16 protein-coding genes are annotated in these 20,131 nt (G+C 46.0%); 11 read left to right on the forward strand and 5 right to left on the reverse strand.

The genetic code is table 11. The features are described from left to right. Positions 1-15 precede the first annotated feature (15 nt). The 10 genes from bchD (at position 16) to H6F44_RS01355 (ending at position 12,833) form a co-directional block, all read left to right on the forward strand. Positions 16-2,070: a magnesium chelatase ATPase subunit D gene (gene bchD, locus H6F44_RS01310; protein WP_190349108.1), complete on the forward strand. Its 2,055-nt coding sequence runs from the start codon at positions 16-18 to the stop codon at positions 2,068-2,070. Positions 2,071-2,185: 115 nt separating this feature from the next. Next, positions 2,186-2,590: an MAPEG family protein gene (locus H6F44_RS01315; RefSeq protein ID WP_190349109.1), complete on the forward strand. Its 405-nt coding sequence runs from the start codon at positions 2,186-2,188 to the stop codon at positions 2,588-2,590. A gap of 158 nt (positions 2,591-2,748) precedes the next feature. After that, the gene (locus H6F44_RS01320; protein ID WP_190349110.1) at positions 2,749-4,587 is read left to right on the forward strand and encodes an NAD(P)H-quinone oxidoreductase subunit F; all 1,839 of its coding nucleotides are present in this window, start codon (positions 2,749-2,751) and stop codon (positions 4,585-4,587) included. 308 nt (positions 4,588-4,895) lie between these two features. Then, on the forward strand, positions 4,896-6,395 hold the full coding sequence (locus tag H6F44_RS01325) for an NADH-quinone oxidoreductase subunit M (protein ID WP_190349111.1): 1,500 nt from the start codon (positions 4,896-4,898) through the stop codon (positions 6,393-6,395). Positions 6,396-6,546: 151 nt separating this feature from the next. Beyond that, entirely contained in the window at positions 6,547-7,863 is a 1,317-nt protein-coding gene (locus tag H6F44_RS01330; protein ID WP_190349112.1) for a CO2 hydration protein, read from the forward strand. Between the two features lie 82 nt (positions 7,864-7,945). Continuing rightward, a complete protein-coding gene (locus H6F44_RS01335) occupies positions 7,946-8,413 on the forward strand; it encodes a fasciclin domain-containing protein (protein ID WP_190349113.1) in 468 nt (155 codons plus the stop codon). Positions 8,414-8,629: 216 nt separating this feature from the next. Beyond that, positions 8,630-9,991 carry a nicotinate phosphoribosyltransferase gene (locus H6F44_RS01340; RefSeq protein ID WP_190349114.1) on the forward strand — a complete coding sequence of 454 codons (1,362 nt, stop codon included), beginning with the start codon at positions 8,630-8,632 and terminating at the stop codon, positions 9,989-9,991. A gap of 215 nt (positions 9,992-10,206) precedes the next feature. After that, on the forward strand, positions 10,207-11,031 hold the full coding sequence (gene cpdA / locus H6F44_RS01345) for a 3',5'-cyclic-AMP phosphodiesterase (protein WP_190349115.1): 825 nt from the start codon (positions 10,207-10,209) through the stop codon (positions 11,029-11,031). 220 nt (positions 11,032-11,251) lie between these two features. Further along, positions 11,252-12,103, forward strand: a complete 852-nt coding sequence (locus tag H6F44_RS01350; protein ID WP_190349116.1) for a sulfurtransferase — start codon at positions 11,252-11,254, stop codon at positions 12,101-12,103. A 133-nt stretch (positions 12,104-12,236) separates the two neighbouring features. Further along, the gene (locus H6F44_RS01355; protein ID WP_190349117.1) at positions 12,237-12,833 is read left to right on the forward strand and encodes a glutathione S-transferase family protein; all 597 of its coding nucleotides are present in this window, start codon (positions 12,237-12,239) and stop codon (positions 12,831-12,833) included. Between the two features lie 112 nt (positions 12,834-12,945). Here H6F44_RS01355 and opcA read toward each other — a convergent pair whose 3' ends face one another. The 5 genes from opcA to H6F44_RS01380 form a co-directional block, all read right to left on the reverse strand. Beyond that, positions 12,946-14,067, reverse strand: coding sequence for a glucose-6-phosphate dehydrogenase assembly protein OpcA (opcA, locus tag H6F44_RS01360; protein ID WP_190349118.1), 1,122 nt, complete (start codon positions 14,065-14,067; stop codon positions 12,946-12,948). 15 nt (positions 14,068-14,082) lie between these two features. Then, a complete protein-coding gene (locus H6F44_RS01365) occupies positions 14,083-14,283 on the reverse strand; it encodes a hypothetical protein (RefSeq protein ID WP_190349119.1) in 201 nt (66 codons plus the stop codon). After that, positions 14,258-15,787 (reverse strand): glucose-6-phosphate dehydrogenase, encoded by a 1,530-nt coding sequence (zwf, locus tag H6F44_RS01370; protein WP_190349120.1) that lies wholly within the window; start codon positions 15,785-15,787, stop codon positions 14,258-14,260. The genes H6F44_RS01365 and zwf overlap by 26 nt, the downstream gene beginning before the upstream one ends. A gap of 103 nt (positions 15,788-15,890) precedes the next feature. Continuing rightward, positions 15,891-16,394 carry a hypothetical protein gene (locus tag H6F44_RS01375; RefSeq protein WP_190349121.1) on the reverse strand — a complete coding sequence of 168 codons (504 nt, stop codon included), beginning with the start codon at positions 16,392-16,394 and terminating at the stop codon, positions 15,891-15,893. Positions 16,395-16,429: 35 nt separating this feature from the next. Next, entirely contained in the window at positions 16,430-19,579 is a 3,150-nt protein-coding gene (locus tag H6F44_RS01380) for an efflux RND transporter permease subunit (protein ID WP_190349122.1), read from the reverse strand. 218 nt (positions 19,580-19,797) lie between these two features. Here H6F44_RS01380 and H6F44_RS23460 point away from each other — a divergent pair, with 218 nt between their 5' ends. After that, entirely contained in the window at positions 19,798-19,932 is a 135-nt protein-coding gene (locus tag H6F44_RS23460) for a hypothetical protein (protein WP_277874092.1), read from the forward strand. Positions 19,933-20,131 lie beyond the last annotated feature (199 nt).

Consider the following 20,131-nt stretch of genomic DNA (forward strand, 5'->3'; position numbering starts at 1 on the left):
CTGTAACCCGATCGCATGGTATCTTCTCCTCCTTTAGCCCCATCAACTCCAAATATCTTTACACCGATCGCCTTTCCCCTAGCCGCAGTCGTGGGACAAGAGGCGATTAAAACGGCCCTGTTGCTTGCCGCGATCGATCCTGCGATCGGCGGCATTGCCCTTGCAGGGAGACGCGGTACTGCCAAGTCTGTGCTGGCGCGGGGTATTCATGCCCTCTTGCCTCCCATTGAGATCGCCGTTGAGTCCATCAGTAATTGCGATCCCACGCAGCCCGATACTTGGGATGATGCGCTGGTCAAGGCGATGCGGGGGAAAGATCATAGCGAAGTAGTGACGAAAGTAATTCCTGCGCCATTCATTCAAATTCCTTTGGGAATTACCGAAGATCGCTTGATTGGTTCAGTGGATGTGACTCGTTCTGTAAAAGAAGGGCAGACCGTTTTCCAGCCAGGGCTTTTGGCAGAGGCGCATCGAGGCGTTCTCTATATTGATGAGATTAATTTATTAGATCCGCAGATTTCTAATTTGTTGCTATCAGTTCTCTCTACGGGCTATAACCAAGTAGAAAGAGAAGGGATTAGCTATCAGCATCCCTGTCAGCCTTTGTTAATTGCCACTTATAACCCAGAGGAAGGTGCGCTTAGTCAGCATTTGATGGATCGCATTGCTATTAATCTTTCGGCGGATGGAGTTCTATCCCTCGATCAGCGTGTGGAAGCGGTGGATATGGTATTGGATTATGCCAGTTCCCCTGAAGCGTTTTTAAGTGGTTACGATACGGATATTGAAGACTTGCGGACACAGATTCTCTTGGCGCGTGAATGGCTGCGGGATGTAACGATTTCGCGGGCGCAGATTCAATATCTAGTGGCGGAAGCAGTGCGTGGTGGTGTGCAGGGACATCGTGCCGAGTTGTTTGCGTTGCGGGTTGCTAAGGCGGCGGCGGCATTGGAGAGTCGGACACAGGTAAATGCTGATGATTTGCGTCAAGCGGTGGAATTGGTAATTGTACCGCGATCGCCTCTTTCGCCAGAGCAACAGCAAGCCCCTGAACAGCAGCAGCAAGCGCCACCGCCACCACCCCAAAATCAGAATGAAGGGGAGCAGGAACAACAGGAAGACCAAGAGGAGCAGGATCAAGATCAGGAACAACAGGAAGATGAATCGCCCGAAATTCCTGAAGAGTTTATTTTCGATCCTGAAGGCGTGATTCTCGATCCTGAAGTTCTCTTTTTCGCGCAATCGATGCAAAAGCAAGGGCGATCGGGTACGCGCAGTTTGATCTATTCCCAAGAGCGGGGGCGCTATATCAAGCCTATTCTGCCCCAAGGCAAGAGCGATCGCATTGCCGTTGATGCCACCCTTCGCGCTTCGGCTCCCTATCAAAAGTCACGCCGCTTGCGTCAGCCCCACCGTAAGGTCATCGTGGAGAATATTGACATTAGAGCCAAGAAACTGGCGCGTAAGGCTGGGGCGTTGACGATTTTTCTAGTGGATGCTTCTGGCTCGATGGCGCTGAATCGGATGCAGTCGGCAAAAGGGGCGGCTTTAAAAATGCTGACGGATAGCTATCAAAACCGTGACCAGATCTCGTTGATTCCCTTTCGTGGTGAAAAAGCCGATGTGCTGTTACCGCCCACCCGTTCTATTGAGGCGGCAAGGCGGCGTTTGGATACGATGCCCTGTGGTGGTGGTTCGCCCTTAGCTCATGGGCTGACCCAAGCGGTGCGGGTTGGTTTGAACGCACAGCAGTCAGGGGATGTTGGCTCGGTGACGATTGTGGCGATTACCGATGGGCGCGGCAATGTGCCACTGGCGCGATCGCAGGGTGAACCTATCGATCCAGATAATAAGCCCGACATTAAGGGCGAATTAATCGATATTTGTCGCAAAATTCGTGCCCTGAAATTGGGGCTTTTGGTAATCGACACGGAAAATAAATTTGTATCCACAGGTTTTGCCAAGGAACTCGCCGCCGTAGGGGGTGGTAAGTATTACCATCTGCCCAAAGCCACGGATCAGGCGATCGCTAATGTTGCCTTGAGTGCGATCGCGGATTTACGAAACTAAGGGTTAAAGAGGCTTTCGATAAGACCGCTTAGCTGTCCTATCGAAAGTCCTTTTGGGTTTTAATTCAGCCCAAAGCGCTGTAAAGTTAATTTTTATTAACTTTTGTTGTCAACATATGAACTTACCCCTTAGTCCATCGCAAATCTTGATCTATGGTGTGGCGATCGCCGCAGGATTAGTTTATCTGCCCTATATGGTGGTTGCCTTTGCGCGGGTGAGCGTGGGCTTTGACATGAATGCCCCCAGAGCAATGTTTGATCGCCTGCCCGACTATGCCAAACGCGCAACATGGGCGCACCAAAATTCCTTTGAAGTATTTGGGCTATTTGCCGCCGCCGCCCTCACTGCCTATGTTACTGATGTCGCTTCTGAGCAAACTACTCTCTATGTCTTGGCATTTTTAGCCGCGAGGGTTTTGTTTAGCTTCTTTTATATTGTGAACTTGCCTTGGCTGCGATCGCCAATGTGGGCAATTAGTATGACCTGCATCGGTGGTTTATTTTTGGCTAGTTTCCGCTAATTTCCTTAAGAGCATGGTGTGGCTAAGCTTTGAGTAATCGAGAAAAATCTATAATAACCATAGATATTCTCTATGGTTATTAATGTTTTCATTTAGATAAATCTTTGCAATAATCATAGAATATTAACTATGATTATTTAAAAACCAATAGATTTAAAATGATAAACAACTGGCTGGACAAAATCTGGTTAATTCCTTGTTACTCGCTTTTAGGGGCGATGCTATCGGTAATTTGGTTTCCTGGCATCACCCACAAAACAGGACCAAGACCAGCAGGCTACATCAACATTTTGATGACCCTGATCTCCTTTATTCATGCGATCGCCGCTTTGACTGTAGTTTGGTCGCAGCCAGTCTCATCTATTTCCTTCCCTTGGTTAGAGGTTGGCGGTCTGAAATTTAGTTTCGATCTGCAAATATCGGCGCTATCCGTTGGCGCGATCGCCTTAATTACAGGCTTAAATCTCCTCGCCCAAATTTATGCCGTTGGCTATATGGAAATGGATTGGGGTTGGGGCAGATTTTTTGCTTTGCTTGCTCTGTTTGAAGCAGGGATGTGTGCCTTAGTTTTGTGCGACTCCCTATTTTTTAGCTACATGATTTTAGAAATCCTCACCCTTGGCACTTACTTGTTAGTGGGGATGTGGTACAACCAATCCTTAGTGGTGACAGGGGCGCGAGACGCATTTTTAACCAAACGGGTCGGCGACTTGTTCCTACTCGTCGGCGTGGTGGGAATACTGCCCCTCGCTGGCACTTGGAATTTCTCAGAACTAGCGGTATGGGCAAGCAATACCGATATTAATGTCACCAATCCCACGGCGATCGCTCTTGTGACATTGGCGCTATTAGTGGGACCAATGGGCAAATGCGCTCAATTTCCACTGCACCTATGGCTAGATGAAGCGATGGAAGGACCATTACCTAGCACTGTTATCCGTAACTCGGTGGTAGTTGCCACAGGCGCTTGGATATTAGTAAAAATTTATCCTCTGATTGCCCTATCACCAGTTACTCAACAGGTGGCGATCGCCGTGGGAGCAGCCACAGCCCTCGGTACAGTTTTAATCTCAATCGCCCAGATCGATGTCAAGAGAGCGCTATCCTATCTCACCAGCGCCTTTATGGGCATCATCTTTATAGCAGTTGGTACTGGCGAAACCCAAAGTGCCTTGCTGCTCATATTTAGTCATGCGATCGCGATCGCCTTACTACTTATGTCCATTGGCAGCATCATTTCCAACACCATCAGCCAAGACCTCACACTCATGGGCGGTCTATGGAGTCGCCGCCCCATTTCAGGCTTATGCTTTCTAGTGGGAATGTTTGCTCTCATTGGCTTTCCGCCCCTATCAGGATTTTGGGCAATGGCAGGTTTAATTTCCCATCTGTGGGAACAGCATCCCGCCTTAGCAGAATTGTTGTTACTGCTGAACGGACTGATCGCTTTCAGCTTAATGCGTGTATTCGGCTTAATTTGGGGCGGTCAACCCAAACAAATGACCCTTCGCGCCGTCGAACCCCTTTGGCTCATCGTCCTGCCCATGACACTTTTGGCAGGTGTTGCCTTACATACACCACAAATTCTCAATGCTTTAGGGCTAATTACCGATTGGCGAGACTTAATCAACGCAAACTCATTAACCTTACTAGGCTCTAGCGTTTTGGGCTTAACCGCAGGTGGCTATCTCTATCTCAATACTCAAATTGTCAAACCAATCCAGCTACCTTGGCTAGGTTTACAGAAATTTCTTGCCAATGATTTCTACACACCCAAACTTTACAAAGTTACAATTGTCGGCTTAGTCGATGGCATTTCTCAAAGAATGTATTGGTTCGATCGCTTCTTTGTCGATGGCGTGGGCAATTTCTTTGGTTTAGCCACATTATTTAGCGGTCAAAACCTACGCTACAGCACCTTCGGACAGTTGCAGCTATATACCCTAACCATAGTTTTAGGCATTGGCGTATTGGTTTTACTGCTGCTTAATAATTAATTTTTGCGGTTAGCGGTTAGCGGTTAGCGGTTAGCGGTTAGCGGTTAGCAGTTAGCGGTTAGCAGTTAGCGGTTAGCAGTTAGCGGTTAGCAGTTAGCGGTTAGCAGTTAGCGGTTAGCAGTTAGCGGTTAGCGGTTAGCAGTTAGCGGTTAGCGGTTAGCAGTTAGCGGTTAGCGGTTAGCAGTTAGCGGTTAGCGGTTAGCGGTTAGCTGGTAAATCCGAAAAAGCTAAAAGCTAAAAGCTAATAGCCAATAGCTAAAAGCCAATCCCCAATTACCAATTATCAATTACCAATTACCAAATTCACCATGCTCAGCACCATCCTCTGGCTACCCGTAATCGGCGCTTTGGCGATCGCCTTGTTACCCAAGCCTCAATCCAAAAATATCGCCATAATTACATCTAGCCTTGTTGTAGTCCTGAGTCTAGGCTTACTCACACAATTTGATATTCATAATCCAGATTTTCAACTGTCAGAAAATTTACCTTGGCTCGAAAACTTAGGATTGAACTATAGCCTTGGTATTGATGGTTTATCTCTGCCATTAGTCCTGTTGAATGGTCTATTAACTTGGCTGGTAATTTGCTTCGGCGATCGCCAGATCAAAGAGCGTCAACAACTTTTTTACAGCTTGATCCTGCTAATTCATGCAGGGGTTAATGGCGCAATTTTGGCAACAAATACTTTACTATTTGTGCTGTTTTATGAATTGGAACTAATCCCGCTTTATTTGGCGATCGCTGTTTGGGGAGGCGCACAGCGCAGCTATGCCGCCACTAAATTTTTGATTTTCACTGCCATCTCTGGCATTTTGGTATTAGTAGGAATTCTTGCCCTTGGCTGGCTGTCTGCCAATCCTATTCCCAACTTTGACTATCACACCCTGCAACATCTTTCCTTACCCATAGATGTCCAAATAACTTTGCTCCTAGTGCTATTGCTAGGCTTCACGATCAAAGCCCCTTTTGTTCCCTTCCATACATGGCTGCCCGATACCTATGTCGAGTCCACCACCCCAGTGGTGATGATGCTCGGCGGCATCGTTGCCAAACTTGGAACTTACGGACTATTCCGCTTTTGCTTGGGGCTGTTTCCTGAAGCTTGGGCGATCTTAGCTCCTTGGATTGCATTGTGGGCGGGCTTAGGCATTCTCTATGGGGCAATGACAGCGATCGCCCAAAAGGATATCAAACGCATGGTTGCCTATAGCTCTATCGGACATATGAGCTACATTCTGCTTGCCGCCGCCGCCGCTACCCCCCTTAGTCTTGTTGGGGGCATCACGCAAATGGTCAGTCATGGCTTAGTCTTAGCGCTGCTATTTTATTTAGTTGGCGTGATCGAAGAGAAGGTCGGCACAAGGGATCTCGATGTTCTCAATGGTTTGCTCAACCCTTTACGGGGCTTACCAACCACCAGCGCCCTCTTGATTTTGGGAGGCATGGCAAGTGCAGGCATTCCTGGATTAGTGGGATTTGTCGCTGAATTTCTCGTATTCCAAGGTAGCTTTGCCAAGTTCCCCATCCCCACCATCTTCTCCATTATCGGCTCAGGACTCACCGCCGTCTATTTCGTGATCCTGCTCAATCGCACCTGCTTCGGCAAACTCGACAACAACACCGCCTACTATCCCAAAGTAACTGGACTAGAGCAATTACCCGCCCTAATTTTGACGGGAATTATCATTTTTCTGGGCATTCAGCCCATCTGGCTAACCCGTTGGAGTGAAGCTATCACCGTACCAATGGCAGACCAAATTGTAAGTTTCGCTGAAGTTTCGCTTGAATTATCTGAAATTAACGATTAGCAGTTAGCGGTTAGCAGTTAGCGGTTAGCGGTTAGCAGTTAGCGGTTAGCGGTTAGCGGTTAACTAATAAATTCAAAAAAAGCCAAAAGCTAATAGCTAATAGCTAATAGCCAAAAGCCAATCACCAATCACCAATCACCAATTACCAATCATGACCACGATCGCCCCATCAAAACCAACCCAACTCCCTCCCTCCACCCATCCCTACGCCGAAGTGATCCATCGCCTAGAGGCGGGTGGTTCGATGCTGCCCGATACGCCCGAAAACTTGATGCAGATTATTGGGCTATACAAGGCATATGCCGTGCCGATGGATTTCTACTGGCGAGATTTGTTGTACATAGCCGAACAGGTATTTTTAGAACCCTTACCCGCCTTTAAATATTTCTTACCCCAAGAATATCTAGACTTGTTAAACCACTATGCAGGAGATGAGGCGGATTTAAGGATTTGGCGTGGCTATGGCACTGCCCACCATGAGCTATTAGCATTTATGGAGCGTGGTGAATTAAAAACAAAGTTGCCCAAGATATTCCATCATCTCTATCACGATCGCATCAATATGGAGTTTGCCGAAGAATGTATGCGGGCAATGTTTTGGCATCGCAATATGGGCGGCGAATTGGAGCCATATATGGACTCTGAGGAATATCGGCAAAATGCTGATCGCGCCATCCGCGCCTACTTTCGTAATAACCCCGTGATGTTGGGGCTATATAAACTCTTCCCTGAAGTATTTTTAGAACAATGTCGTCAATCGACCATGACCTCTGTATTGGGGCTATTTTGGGAAGTGATGGCTCCTGTGTTTTTTGAAATGTCCGATATTTACGATGAGGGTGGTTTTAAAGGCGTACCCGATGCCATGGACTTTTTAGTGAATGGCATCTTTGCGATCGCGGGTCGTCCGATTTATCACCGTGTCAATATTGGCGGTGAATGGATTGATATCGTTCCCAAATCCAAAGGCTTTACATGGCTCTATGAGGCAGCTTTCCCCTATGTCGAAGCGGTGTTCTATCGCACTTCACCTTTCCGAGGTACAAAATCCTATAATGCCCAAGCCCATGAAATTCCCAGCGATCAAAATGAATTTCACTATGGCATTCTCTATGCTGACAAATTCCCCGTTGGCTCCGCAGGTATTCCCCCCACCTTGCTACATCAGGATATGTATCACTTCTTGCCACAATACCTAATCGATTACTACAAGCAACATTGTCGCGGTGAGGATGATATGTTGATCCAGTTAGCCGTTAGCTTCCAGCGATCGATGTATAACGTCACCTCTGCTGTTATTCAGGCAGGACGCGCCGCCTTTTATTATCCTCTGGACGATCCTAACCCCAAGCATCTCCTCGCCAATCGCCATTATTTTGAAGGGCAACTCAATCGCTTCTGCAATCCCAAATATGGCATGGACAAAACCGCAAGACTAGCCATGATCCAAGATCAGAATTATCGTTAATCAACCAGTGTTGTGAGCGCTTCGCGCTCACAACACTATTACACCGCAATAACCCTTTTTACTTTTTACTTTTTACTTCCCTATGCCCACCATCGTTGATATCGCCGTTAGCAATAGCGACTTCTCCACCCTCGTTACGGCTGTGAGCGCCGCTAACCTAGTTTCTGCCTTGCAAAGTCCAGGTCCTTTCACCGTCTTTGCACCCACCGATGCCGCCTTTGCCAAATTACCTGCGGGAACGATTACTACCCTTGTGCAGAATATTCCCCAGCTATCAAGGATTCTCACTTATCATGTGGTATCAGGGAAATATACAAAGGCAGATTTACAGAATACTAAATTCTTAACTTCCCTAGAAGGCTCTCACATTGATCTAAATATTGATGGGGATACCTTTGAGGCAAATAATGCTACCGTGATCGCCGCCGACATTGAGGCAGACAATGGCATTATTCATGTCATTGATACGGTGATCCTGATGCGCCCCCATTGGGTCGCGTCAATTATGGAATCAGGAAGAAAGCAAGTTTTTTCTGGTGATTTGGCGTAAAGATCTACATAAAGGGTTTTTACTAACAGATCACTCATTGATTTGGGCTAAACATAAATTTAAGGTGACGATCGCTTCACAGGGGCAAAATTCACTATCTTTTAGTCTTTATTTTATAGATAGCGACTTGGATTATGTAATATTTATTATAAATGCGATTGCAATTTTGGTGAAAAATACTATAATACAGGCATAAGCTTTATCCCCATCAAAGCCATGAGCGCGATCGCCACCAATCCTGCTGCTAACCAAATTTCTAAGCAAGCCCTTAGCCTCAAACCCGCACCATTAAACGTCGCGCCCGATGAGTATGGACTGCTCACTGATTTGTATCAACTGACGATGGGGGCTTGCTATGTCCATGAAAAATGCGATCGCCGCCGCGCCAGTTTTGAGTTGTTTGTGCGCCGACTCCCCAAGGGATTTGGTTATTTAATTGCGATGGGGCTGACGCAGGCGGTGGAATATCTGCAAAATATCTGCTTTAGCCCCGAACAAATTGCCGCACTCCAAGGCACTGGGCTATTTGCCAATGCCGATCACCGCTTTTGGGAAATGTTAGCGAACTTCCGTTTTGAGGGCGATCTGTGGGCTGTGCCTGAAGGGACGGTGATGTTTGCTAATGAGCCTTTTTTAAGGATCGAAGCCCCACTTTGGCAGGCGCAATTGGTGGAAACCTATCTGTTAAATACGATCAATTACCAAACCCTGATTGCTTCTAAAGCCGCCAGAATGCGGGATGTGGCGGGCGATCGCCTCACTTTATTAGAATTTGGTACGCGCCGTGCCTTTAGTCCGCAAGCGTCACTTTGGGCAGCAAGAGCCGCGATCGCCGCAGGTATGGATGCCACCTCCAATGTACTAGCCGCCTTGAAGCTGGGGAGACAGCCAAGCGGTACAATGGCTCATGCCTTGGTGATGGCGCTGAGTGCCACCGCAGGCAGTGAGGCACAGGCTTTTAGTGCTTTTCACCAAGTATTTCCCGATAGCCCTTTATTGATCGATACCTTTGACACGATCGCGGCGGCGCACGATCTCGCCACAAAGATGCAAACTGGTGAGATGCAGGTCAAAGGTGTGAGGATTGATTCGGGGGATATTGCGGCAATTTCTCAGGAATTGAAAACGATTCTCCCTGATGTGGCGATTTTTGCCAGTGGTGATATTGACGAAGCGGAGATTTTACGGCTTAAGGCTGCACCCATTGATGGCTATGGCATCGGCACAAAGTTGGTTACAGGTGCGCCCGTCAATGGCGTTTATAAATTGGTGGAAATTGATAATATCCCTGTTGCCAAAAAATCCGTTGGCAAACAATCGCTCGCTGGGCGCAAGCAAATTTGGCGCAGTTTTGAGCATGGTGTAATCACAGGCGATCGCCTCACCCATATTTCCACAGTTCCTAAAGGCGATGAGCAACCTTTGCTAGAGTGCCTCATGCACAATGGCGAATTATTAAAACCATTGGACAGCCTAGAGGCGATCGCCCAACGTACTCGCGATTCGGTGCGATCGCTGCCAAAATCTATCCGCCATATTGCGGAACCTACAAGCTTAGAAGCAAAAATTGATATTTAAGAGATGAGTTGTTTCGTAAAAGTAGTCTGTAGTTGATATCATGGGTTTAACTCAGGACTCACGTAAAAGCACCTATCGTAAGAGCAATTTATTTATTTATGAACTGCCCTTATGATGCTAAGCGGGGTTAAAACGGTTTGAGCGCAAAGCGCTATATTGGGAAATGCGAAACAAATATTTGCCATTCACAGCTTATTTGTATTGGCATAGGTAACATGAAAGGAAAACAGAATAGCAATGATTTTGTGTCAGTCGTTCAACTGACCGATACCCATTTGTTTGCAGATATTGAACATTCCTTAGTGGGCATCAAAACTGCCGCATCTTTGCAGCAAGTATTGATCGAGATGCAAAGGGTATTGCCAAGAACTGATTTGATCTTGATTACGGGGGATCTCAGTCAAGACTGTAGCGATGCTTCGTATATGCACCTGCGCGAAATGATCGATCGCCTTGAAATTCCCACCTATTGTCTAGCGGGTAATCATGACAGTCTGGCATTGATGCGATCGCATTTATCTAGCCCATTCATCAGCTTAGAATCTGCCTTGAATATTGGCAAATGGCGCATTCTATTACTTAGTTCAGTGGTAGAAAATGCAGTCTATGGGCGGCTTGATCTGTCAGAGCTAGAAAAGCTAGAAGCCATGCTGCAACAGGAACCAGACCGCCCTACCTTAATAGCCTTTCATCACCCTGCTATTTCCATTAACTCGCAATGGATGGATCAAATCAGTTTGGAAAATCAAGATGAATTTTGGGCAATTTGCGATCGCTATCCACAGGTGCAGGTTGTGATCAATGGTCACGCCCATCAAGACTTTCAACAGATTTATGAAACTCTCCACAACTCCGTAATTTGTCTAGTCACACCTTCCACCTGCATTCAATTTACGCCGCAAAATTCTAAGTTCCAAATCGATCATCAATCTCCAGGGTTCAGACATTTACGGCTTTATAATGATGGCAGTATCGAAACAGAAGTATATCGTCTCAAGGTGAATAGCTTCAGTCCCGATCTCACCGCGATCGGCTATTGATAACAAAACCCAATGGCACAAAAAGAAAGGGCAATTCATGAGTTGCCCTTTCTTTTTGTGCCGTAATTAACGGAAACCCGCAATAACATGATTAAGTGATCTTTGGTAACTAAAGATACGACAACCAAAAGTCAAGTGTATTAAGAATAAATAGAACGATCTATTTAATAGATATTTATAGATATTTCGATCAAACACCCCCTCACTGGAAACAACGGTAATGGAAACTAAAGTACTAATTAGTCCATCTGAGCTTATCGCTTTGCAAGAACAAGAACCTGTTGTCATAATTGATACGCGCGACAAGAGTGAATATGACATCGCTCATATCCCCAACGCTGTAAATATTCGAGACATCTTTACCTATCTAGCCACATCTAGTATGGAAGGAATTGAGAACTTGCAAGCTCATTTTGCTGAATTATTTGGAGCTGCTGGACTGTCAGGTAATGAAACAGCAGTGATCTATGAAGATGCAATGAATAAAGGCTACGGGCAGTCATGTCGGGGTTATTTTCTGCTCAAATATCTAGGCTATCCCAAGGTTTGTATTCTGCACGGTGGCTTCAAGGCATGGCTTGCCGAAGGATATCCCACTACAACCGAAACTCCTACTCCGCAACAGCAAGTTTTCCCGTTGAATGTGGACGACTCAATTATGTTGACTGCGCCACAGATGTTAGATGTTTTAGGAAATAAAGCGATCGCTCTTTTAGATGTCAGGGATAAAGACGAATGGATGGCAGAAAGTTCTTCTCCCTATGGGAAAGATTTCTGTCCACGCATGGGTAGAATCCCTGGCTCTGTCTGGATTGAGTGGTATGACTTTATGGTTCCCGATGCTGAAGTTCCCTCCTTCCGCCCTCAATCTGAAATTTTAGACATTTGCAGCAAGGCTGGAATTACACCAGATATTCCAGTGTACATTTATTGTTTCAAAGGCTCTAGAGCCTCGAATACGATGGTTGCTTTGAAAGAAGCTGGCTTCAAAGATGTCAGAAATTACTTTGCCTCTTGGAATGAGTGGTCACGGGATTATGCTTTACCAATTGAGTCTGGTGCACCCGCTTAATTTTGACGTTCATATAAGGATATAGATCCCCCCAGCCCCCCTTTTTAAGGGGGATTGAGGGGAATATCTTAGATAGAAATAGAAAACTGTTTTCTTACAGCCTATTAAAGCCTTGAGTAGTACAGAAATATAAATGATTAAACTATACGATTATTGGCTGTCAGGCAACTGTCACAAGGTTCGCTTGATGCTCTCTATATTAAAACTAGAGCATGAGTTGATCCCCATTAATATCAAAGAGCTAGAGCAGAAATCCCTTGACTTTCTCCAATTAAATCCTTTTGGTATGGTTCCCGTATTGACTGATGGAACAGAAATATTACGAGATTCTCAAGCAATTTTGTTTTACTTAGGCATGAAATATGGAGGAGATTGGCTACCAAGAGAGGCGGTGGCGATGAGTAAGGTGGTACAGTGGCTGTCAACATCGGCTCAAGATATTCAAAATAGTCTTGCGGCGGCAAGAGTACATTTCCTGCTAGGTAGAGATTTAAATATTGGGTTGGCACAACAAAGGGCGCATAATTTACTTAAAACTATGGATAAGCACCTTGAAACTCGCCACTGGTTAGAAGGCGATCGCCCCACAATTGCTGATATTGCTTGCTTTCCCTATATAGCTTTAGCTGGAGATGCCAAGGTTTCTCTTGATGATTATCTAAACGTAGTTACATGGCTGGAAAGAGTAAAACAGATAGAGGGTTTTGTGTCTATGCAAGGTATGCTTTAACCCCAAGTTAGCCATCAGATGCCCATAGATTCTGGGTTCGTTACTCTCTTCTTACTCAAAAATTAGCGGTACATCGCAAAGGGTTGTACCGCTAATTCCTGAGTTTTCATATCTATAGCGCCAACATTTTTGACGTAACCATTAGACTTTCTTCGTATAACACTTCACGCCCCCAACGCTGCAACTGTTGCCCTAGTAAAGTATCAGCACTCTGATCTGACATAGGTGATACTTGATGTACACGATAGTTTTGGGCAGCTCCACCTGCTTCCATACGCATACAACCTGTTGACTCAGAACAGAAAACATTGCAAGCATCGGTGTTCTGACTAGAAGCAGTTAGGCGTAAACCAATTAAGTCGCCAATCACCTCGCCAGGGTCGCCCACAGGGATTGCCGCTAACTCAGCCTTAACCCGCAATTGATCACGCCCTTCAAACACTATATGTTGTAGGTCATAATCACCACCTTCAATTTTGCGCTCGATCGGTTGCCAGTCAAGTCGACTGGCAATCCAACCTAAAAACATCAGGGCTTGAGTGCTATTGCCCTTTTCGTAGTCGATGGTAATGCCATCAATTTCCCAAACGGCGGCACGGCGATCGGGTTGATCAAAGGCTTGGGCGGTCAGTTCTTGCCAAGGGGCGAGGCGTTGCCAGTTGAGATCGGCGATCTGTGTGCCAACCTTGATCATGTTCTGCACTTTGAGTAAATCCGCTTCCGAATTGCTGAAGGTGGCGGAATCCATAATCAGGCGATCGCTGAGGTTGATCATTTTCTCAAACATTCTTGTATTTGGCTCAGGACTATCCTTCCACCAGAGAAATACAGGCAGGTCTGGAATCAACAATTCAGGCACAATATTGTGAATGCGATCGAAAGCTGCCTTAGCGCCAGTTAGGGTAATATACTCACCACACACTAGAGAGCTACGGCTTTTCTGAATTGGACAGTATGCGGCAACCTGTGCCGATATACCTTGATCCTCTTCATTGAGAGCTACGAGATCGATCACTCGGCAGGGGCTTTGGGAGACGATCGCATCGACTGAAGCCATCCGCGAAGCGGCTCCCACAGACTCAGGCTCATATACCAATAGATTAAAAGTGGTGGCTCTTGCGGCAGAGCTTTCGCCATAGGACTGCCAAATTTTACTTAGCTCAGCTTCAACCTGAGACACCGAGACATCCTTGGGCGCTTGCAGAGATACTACGGAAGCTGTTTGTGTGTTCATTTTCTTTAATTCTTCTCAATGAGAAATTACATCAAAAGTAAAAATGGCTAAGCCATTTTTACTTTTTATCGCGGTTTTCATCTTGGTACGGACAAGGTGAAAACTGAAGACAAAAAATATGGATTTGATGGTTTGCAAGTTGTCAAGGACAACTTGCAAACTGCGATCAAAGTCATTACTGTAAATATGGCTAGAGCCGCCGCCACTGTCTGCCATCGCGTTCGATCAATTGCTCAGACTCACTTGGTCCCCATGTACCCGCTTCATATTGCGGAACCACAATCGGATCATTAGGCAACTCCCATGCAGTGAGAGCAGGCGTAACCACTTTCCAAGCGGCTTCTACCTCATCACCACGGGTGAATAGGGTTTGGTCGCCTAGCATACAGTCTAGCAAGAGGCGATCGTAAGCATCGGAACCTTCAACACCAAAGGTTTTGCCATAGCCAAAATCCATCTCCACCGACCGCGATCGCAGATCTGCCCCTGGCATCTTCGCCTCAAACTTGAGAGAGATGCCCTCATTGGGCTGAATCCTCAGGGTCAGCACATTAGGGGAAACTTGCTTAGCCGCCGATTGAAACAGCAAATAGGGTACTTCTCGAAATTGAATCGCGATCTCGCTCACCTTTTTGGGCATCCGTTTACCAGTTCGCAAATAAAATGGTACGCCTTGCCAGCGCCAATTGTTTACTTCAAACTTCATCGCCACATAGGTCGGCACAAGAGAAGCAGGATTAACATTTGGCTCATCGCGATAGCCCTGGACCTGCTTACTCTTCATCCAGCCTGCGCTGTACTGCGCCCTCACACAAGATCTTTCTAAATGTCTTGTATCGGCTAACCTTGCTGCTTGGATTACTTTGACCTTCTCATTTCGCAATGAGTCAGCATCCATCGAGTTAGGCGGCTCCATCGCAGTCAGACAAAATAGCTGCATCAAATGGTTTTGCAACATATCACGCAAAGCACCAGAGTTTTCGTAATATCCTGCCCGATCTTCCACACCGACAGTTTCGGCAACCGTGATCTGCACATGATCAATAAACTGACGGTTCCATAATGGCTCAAAGATGGCATTGGCAAACCTTAATACCAAGAGGTTCTGGACTGTTTCTTTGCCAAGGTAATGATCGATGCGATATATCTGCTTTTCATCGCAAGCCCTCTGTACTGCCCTATTTAGCTCTTGACAAGAGGATAAATCACGACCAAAGGGCTTTTCGATTACGAGTCGGGTTTTGTCGATATTTTTGATCATGCCAGCCTTACCTAAATTGTCGATCGCATCGACAAAGAAATTTGGCGCAACGGCAAGATAAAAAACACGATTGCCTCTTGTACCTCTTTCCTTATCTAGTTGCCCTAAAAAATCATCTAGTTTACGGTAATCATCCACATTTCCCATATCAAGGGATTGATAGTACAAACCTTCAGCAAAGTTTTGCCAAATTGGTTCGGCTCCAATACCTGTAGAAAATTTTTCTACACCCTCGCGCATTTGTTCACGGAAATATTCGTGGCTCCAAGGTCGGCGGGCAACGCCAACAACGGTAATTTCGGGGGGCAGGCGGCGCTGTTGCTTGAGATGATAAATTGCTGGGATCAGCTTACGGATAGTCAGATCTCCCGATGCACCAAAGATCACAAGGATTAATGGCTCAGGGGTTCTTTCTTGTTGTAAACCAACCCGTAATGGGTTTTCGAGTATTTGTACCACAGGCTCGGCTATTGAACGCTGGCTAGATTTTAGCTAATCAATCAATCAACCCGTGAATATCGCCTGTTTTCCTTTAGGTTTGCGAGACTGTGGGGGCATTTTGTCAGCGCAGACTTACGTTAAAGCGTCCATTCACTTTTTCACCCTTAATATCTGTAAGAATTACAATTTTATATTCTCCTGAAGCAGTGGTTGGTAAATTGGTGGCGTAATGCTGATTTGGCGCATCATAGGCGAGGTCATAGGATTTTTGAGAACCATCGGGAAGCTGAACTTGGGCTGTCACCTTGGCATCGGGAATTGCTGTGTGAGTGTCTCCTGTTTGCAAGAAAAAGTCGAGATGAATATTATTTTCTTCTTTAACCATTAACAGTTCTAAATGGTAAGCGCCAGCCTCAACGACCTGTCCACCCTGATTGGGTTTGCCATGATTATCTGGTTTTTTATTAGCTTTAGAGTCCGTTTTAGCGACAGGTTGAGGAGTTGGTTCTGTGGTAGTGACTGCGTTGGGGCTTGTTGTGGGACTGGTGCTAGTCGGGCTATTGCTGCAAGCCGCTAGGATATTTGCAAAAATAATACCAATGAGTAGAAGTTTAGGCGATCGCATATAAATAGAGTTCCTTTTAAAGATTGGGTGAAATTTTAAAATATAGAAGTTTGCGGCTCCTGCGTAGCAGGAGATACAAGCTCTGTTTTTAGTTTAGGTGTGACATATTTCCCAAATTGGGAATATAAGGCAGGTAGTACCAATAGAGTTAAAGCAGTAGAGGTGACTAAACCGCCTAATACTACAACTGCAAGAGGTTGCAGGATTTCTTTGCCAGCCCCTGTGCCGATAACGAGAGGAACCATGCCTAGTGCTGAGGTGAGGGCAGTCATTAGGATGGCGGCTAGACGCTCCATTGAACCTTCATGAATTACTTGCTGGAAAGGAATTCCCTTCGCAAATTTTTGATTGTAATTATCGACTAGTAGTAATCCATTTCTCACGGCAACTCCGAATAGGGTAATGAATCCCACGAGAGAAGCGACAGAAATCACGCTGCCACTAATGGCGATCGCTAAAATGCCACCGACTACAGCGAGAGGTAAATTCACCATGATCATTAACATTGCAGGAATGGATTTGACGGCGAAATACATCAGCACTGCGATAATTAGGGCGGCGAGACTGCCAAAGACCAGTAGGTTTTGGGTGGCGCGTTCTTCGGATTCAAACTGTCCACCGTACTGGATAAAATAGCCTGCGGGTAAGATAACCTGTTGCTTCACCTTTTCCTGAATCTCGTTAACCAGCGATCGCAAATCGCGTCCCGATACGTTAGCGGAAACTACGAGCAGACGGGAAACATTTTCGCGATTGATTGTATTTGCGCCCGTACCATATTCAATTTGAGCAACTTGAGATAAGGGAATTTTCTGTCCTGTGGGTGTATCGACTAATAGATTCTGAATTACATCCAGATTGTTTCTGGCTTCAGGTTTCAGCCATACGACCAGATCGAATAATTGCTGACCTTGCAAAACTTGGGATACCGTTTTGCCATTGAGGGAAGTTTCTACCATTTCGGCGAGATGTCCAATCGTCAGACCATACCTTGCTGCCATCGGTCGATCAAATTTGATTTGCAATTGCCTAACAGGAACTTGCGGCTCCAGTTGCAAATCCACCAGCCCATCAATTCCCTTCATCGCAGTTTCCACTTCTCTACCGATCGCCCTTAATTCTTCTAAATCCTGACCGAAAACTTTAACGGCGATCGCACTGCGAACTCCAGAGAGGACTTCATCCATGCGATGGGAAATAAAACCGCCAATGTTAGAAGCTACTCCAGGCAATTTATTAAATTCTTGGCGTAGTTTAGCGATGCTACCTGTGCGATCTTGGATGCCGCGATCGCTGAGTTCTATATCTACATGACCAAGGTTTACACCTCCCGCATCGGCATCCCCAGGGGCGCGACCAGATCGTAACTGCACAGTTGTGAACTTAGGATCATCCTTGAGTGCGTCTTGAAGTGCTAAGCCCATGCGATTTGTTCGTTCCAGCGAAGTGCCAGGGTAAAGCAATATCGTATTGACAAGCGATCGCTCTTGAAATTCTGGTAGGAAAACCCGACCGAGGGCTGGCAAGATGATCAGAGAGGCAACTAAGGCGGCGATCGCAGGAAATAGAATTAATTTGGGGCGGTGAATGGATAGATTCAACAAAGGACGGTAGAGTTTCTGAGCAAAGTTACTCACCCAAGTTTCATCGCTGGGCAGTTGACAGGAAGCCAGTAAAATCGCACAGAGGGCAGGGGATAGGGTCATCGCTACTAGGGTTGAGGCAAAAATAGAGACGAGATAAGCCACGCCCATTGGTGCAAAAATATTTCCTTCCACTCCCGTCAGCGTAAAAATCGGCGCAAAAACTACACCAATAATGAGCGTGGAAAAAATCACGCTGACGCGCACTTCTACGGAAGTGTCATAAACCACGGTAAAGGGATGTTTTGGATTTCCCTCGGCTTGATTTTGACGCATTCCGCGATAGCAGTTTTCCATATCAACAATGGAGTCATCGACTACCGAACCGATCGCCACTGCTAGACCTCCCAATGTCATCGTATTAATACCTTGCCCAAACCATGACAAAATCAGCATTCCAATGAGAATTGATAAAGGAATCGCACTGAGGGTAATTACCGCCGTGCGCCAATTCATCAGGAACATAATCATGATTATGGCAACGATGATGATGCCATCACGGAGGGAGTCGCGCACATTATCGATCGCTGACTCAATAAAGCTCTCTTGGCGAAAGGTAACTTGCACTTTCACATCCTTGGGAAGCGCTGCTTGGACTTCGGCGATCGCTTTTTCGACAGCACGAGTTACAGTGGGGGTATCGGCTTGGGGTTGCTTATTGATGAGCAATACCACAGCCCGCTTGCCATTGACGCTGCCATCTCCCCGCGAGAGGGCGGCTCCCAATTTCACTTCGGCAACATCGCTTAACTTCACAGGCTTGCCATCGCGAGCCGTCACCACTGCTTCCGCCAATTGCTCAACGGTTTCAATCCGTCCCACGCCACGAATAATTTCTTCGCGATCGGTCGTAATTAAAAATCCACCTGCGGCATTGAGATTTGCTTGACTTGCGGCTTCAGTCACCTGCTCCAAAGAGACATTAAAAGCAACTAATTTAGCAGGATCGACTAAAACCTGATATTGCCTAACATCACCACCATAGGCGATCGCCTGTGATACTCCCGCCACTGCCAAGATGCGATTGGAAACATTGCGATCGACCAGCCGCCGCACTTCCATTAAGTTAGTTTTTGGCTCTGAATTATTTTGATTCTCTTCCACGGTAAAGGCATACATCAAAATCGTGCCAATCGGTGAAGATACTGGCGATATTTCTGGCTCTTTGGCATTTTCAGGCAACTTAGCGCGGACTTGCTGCAAACGTTCAGCAACTAATTGCCGCGCTTTGTATATATCAGTATTGCCATCAAAAATAATTTTGACCGTAGAAATTCCCACGGCTGAAGCCGATCGCACAGTCACAACATCGGGAGTACCATTAACGGCGCTTTCAATGGGCAAGGTAATTAATGATTCTATTTCTTCAGGAGCTAAACCCTCGGCTTCTGTCTGGATTTCTACCTGTGGCGGCGCAAAGCTAGGGAATACATCAAGGGGAATCCGTGTGAGATTGTAACTGCCTAGAATGGTAATTACTATTGCGCCGATGACAACTAACCAACGCTGTGCGATCGACCATTTGAGAATAGAGTTGAGCATAGGTTTATTCTGGCTTTTCTTCCACTTTTATGGCAGTAGAAGTTGGCAGACTTTAGTGTTTCACAAGAAAATGAAATGAGCATGAAAAAGCAAATCCTAGAAGTAATGCTTGACTCGAATTGCATCACTAGCGGGAACTAGTGGTTTTCGGGGCGATGGTTTAATGCGATCGCACTACTTTTCTAAGCCGTGGAGAAGTTGCCCGTCGTGCAAGACAATTGTACGAAACCACTATCCGCCAGAAGATAGAGATAGAGGAAAATATCGGTAAGATGGTAATTGTCGATATTGAAACAGGTTCATACGAAGTTGATAAAACTGGAGTAAAAGTCGCCCACAATCTGATGCAATAAAACTCTATTCAGGTATGTTACATTAGGGTGATTAGCAAATGCATTGATATGTCAATACTTCGGACATAAAAAAAGGGGAACAAAAAAGCTATTCATCGGATAAGGTGCAAGTAATGAATCAAAGCACCAAATGAATAGCATTAATGACATATTACCGAAAGTAGCAACCAAGGCACAACAGAAATTTCTGTCAATCCTG

Source organism: Pseudanabaena cinerea FACHB-1277, assembly GCF_014696345.1.
Taxonomy (GTDB): domain Bacteria; phylum Cyanobacteriota; class Cyanobacteriia; order Pseudanabaenales; family Pseudanabaenaceae; genus Pseudanabaena; species Pseudanabaena cinerea.

Coding starts and splice junctions, on each gene's coding strand:
- H6F44_RS01330 (WP_190349112.1), top strand. CDS start 6,547: ATGACCACGATCGCCCCATCAAAACCAACCCAACTCCCTCCCTCCACC.
- H6F44_RS01350 (WP_190349116.1), top strand. CDS start 11,252: ATGGAAACTAAAGTACTAATTAGTCCATCTGAGCTTATCGCTTTGCAA.
- cpdA (WP_190349115.1), top strand. CDS start 10,207: ATGAAAGGAAAACAGAATAGCAATGATTTTGTGTCAGTCGTTCAACTG.
- H6F44_RS01355 (WP_190349117.1), top strand. CDS start 12,237: ATGATTAAACTATACGATTATTGGCTGTCAGGCAACTGTCACAAGGTT.
- H6F44_RS01315 (WP_190349109.1), top strand. CDS start 2,186: ATGAACTTACCCCTTAGTCCATCGCAAATCTTGATCTATGGTGTGGCG.
- H6F44_RS01320 (WP_190349110.1), top strand. CDS start 2,749: ATGATAAACAACTGGCTGGACAAAATCTGGTTAATTCCTTGTTACTCG.
- bchD (WP_190349108.1), top strand. CDS start 16: ATGGTATCTTCTCCTCCTTTAGCCCCATCAACTCCAAATATCTTTACA.
- H6F44_RS01380 (WP_190349122.1), bottom strand. CDS start 19,579: ATGCTCAACTCTATTCTCAAATGGTCGATCGCACAGCGTTGGTTAGTT.
- H6F44_RS01325 (WP_190349111.1), top strand. CDS start 4,896: ATGCTCAGCACCATCCTCTGGCTACCCGTAATCGGCGCTTTGGCGATC.
- H6F44_RS01335 (WP_190349113.1), top strand. CDS start 7,946: ATGCCCACCATCGTTGATATCGCCGTTAGCAATAGCGACTTCTCCACC.
- opcA (WP_190349118.1), bottom strand. CDS start 14,067: ATGAACACACAAACAGCTTCCGTAGTATCTCTGCAAGCGCCCAAGGAT.
- H6F44_RS01340 (WP_190349114.1), top strand. CDS start 8,630: ATGAGCGCGATCGCCACCAATCCTGCTGCTAACCAAATTTCTAAGCAA.
- H6F44_RS01365 (WP_190349119.1), bottom strand. CDS start 14,283: ATGGCAGACAGTGGCGGCGGCTCTAGCCATATTTACAGTAATGACTTT.
- H6F44_RS01375 (WP_190349121.1), bottom strand. CDS start 16,394: ATGCGATCGCCTAAACTTCTACTCATTGGTATTATTTTTGCAAATATC.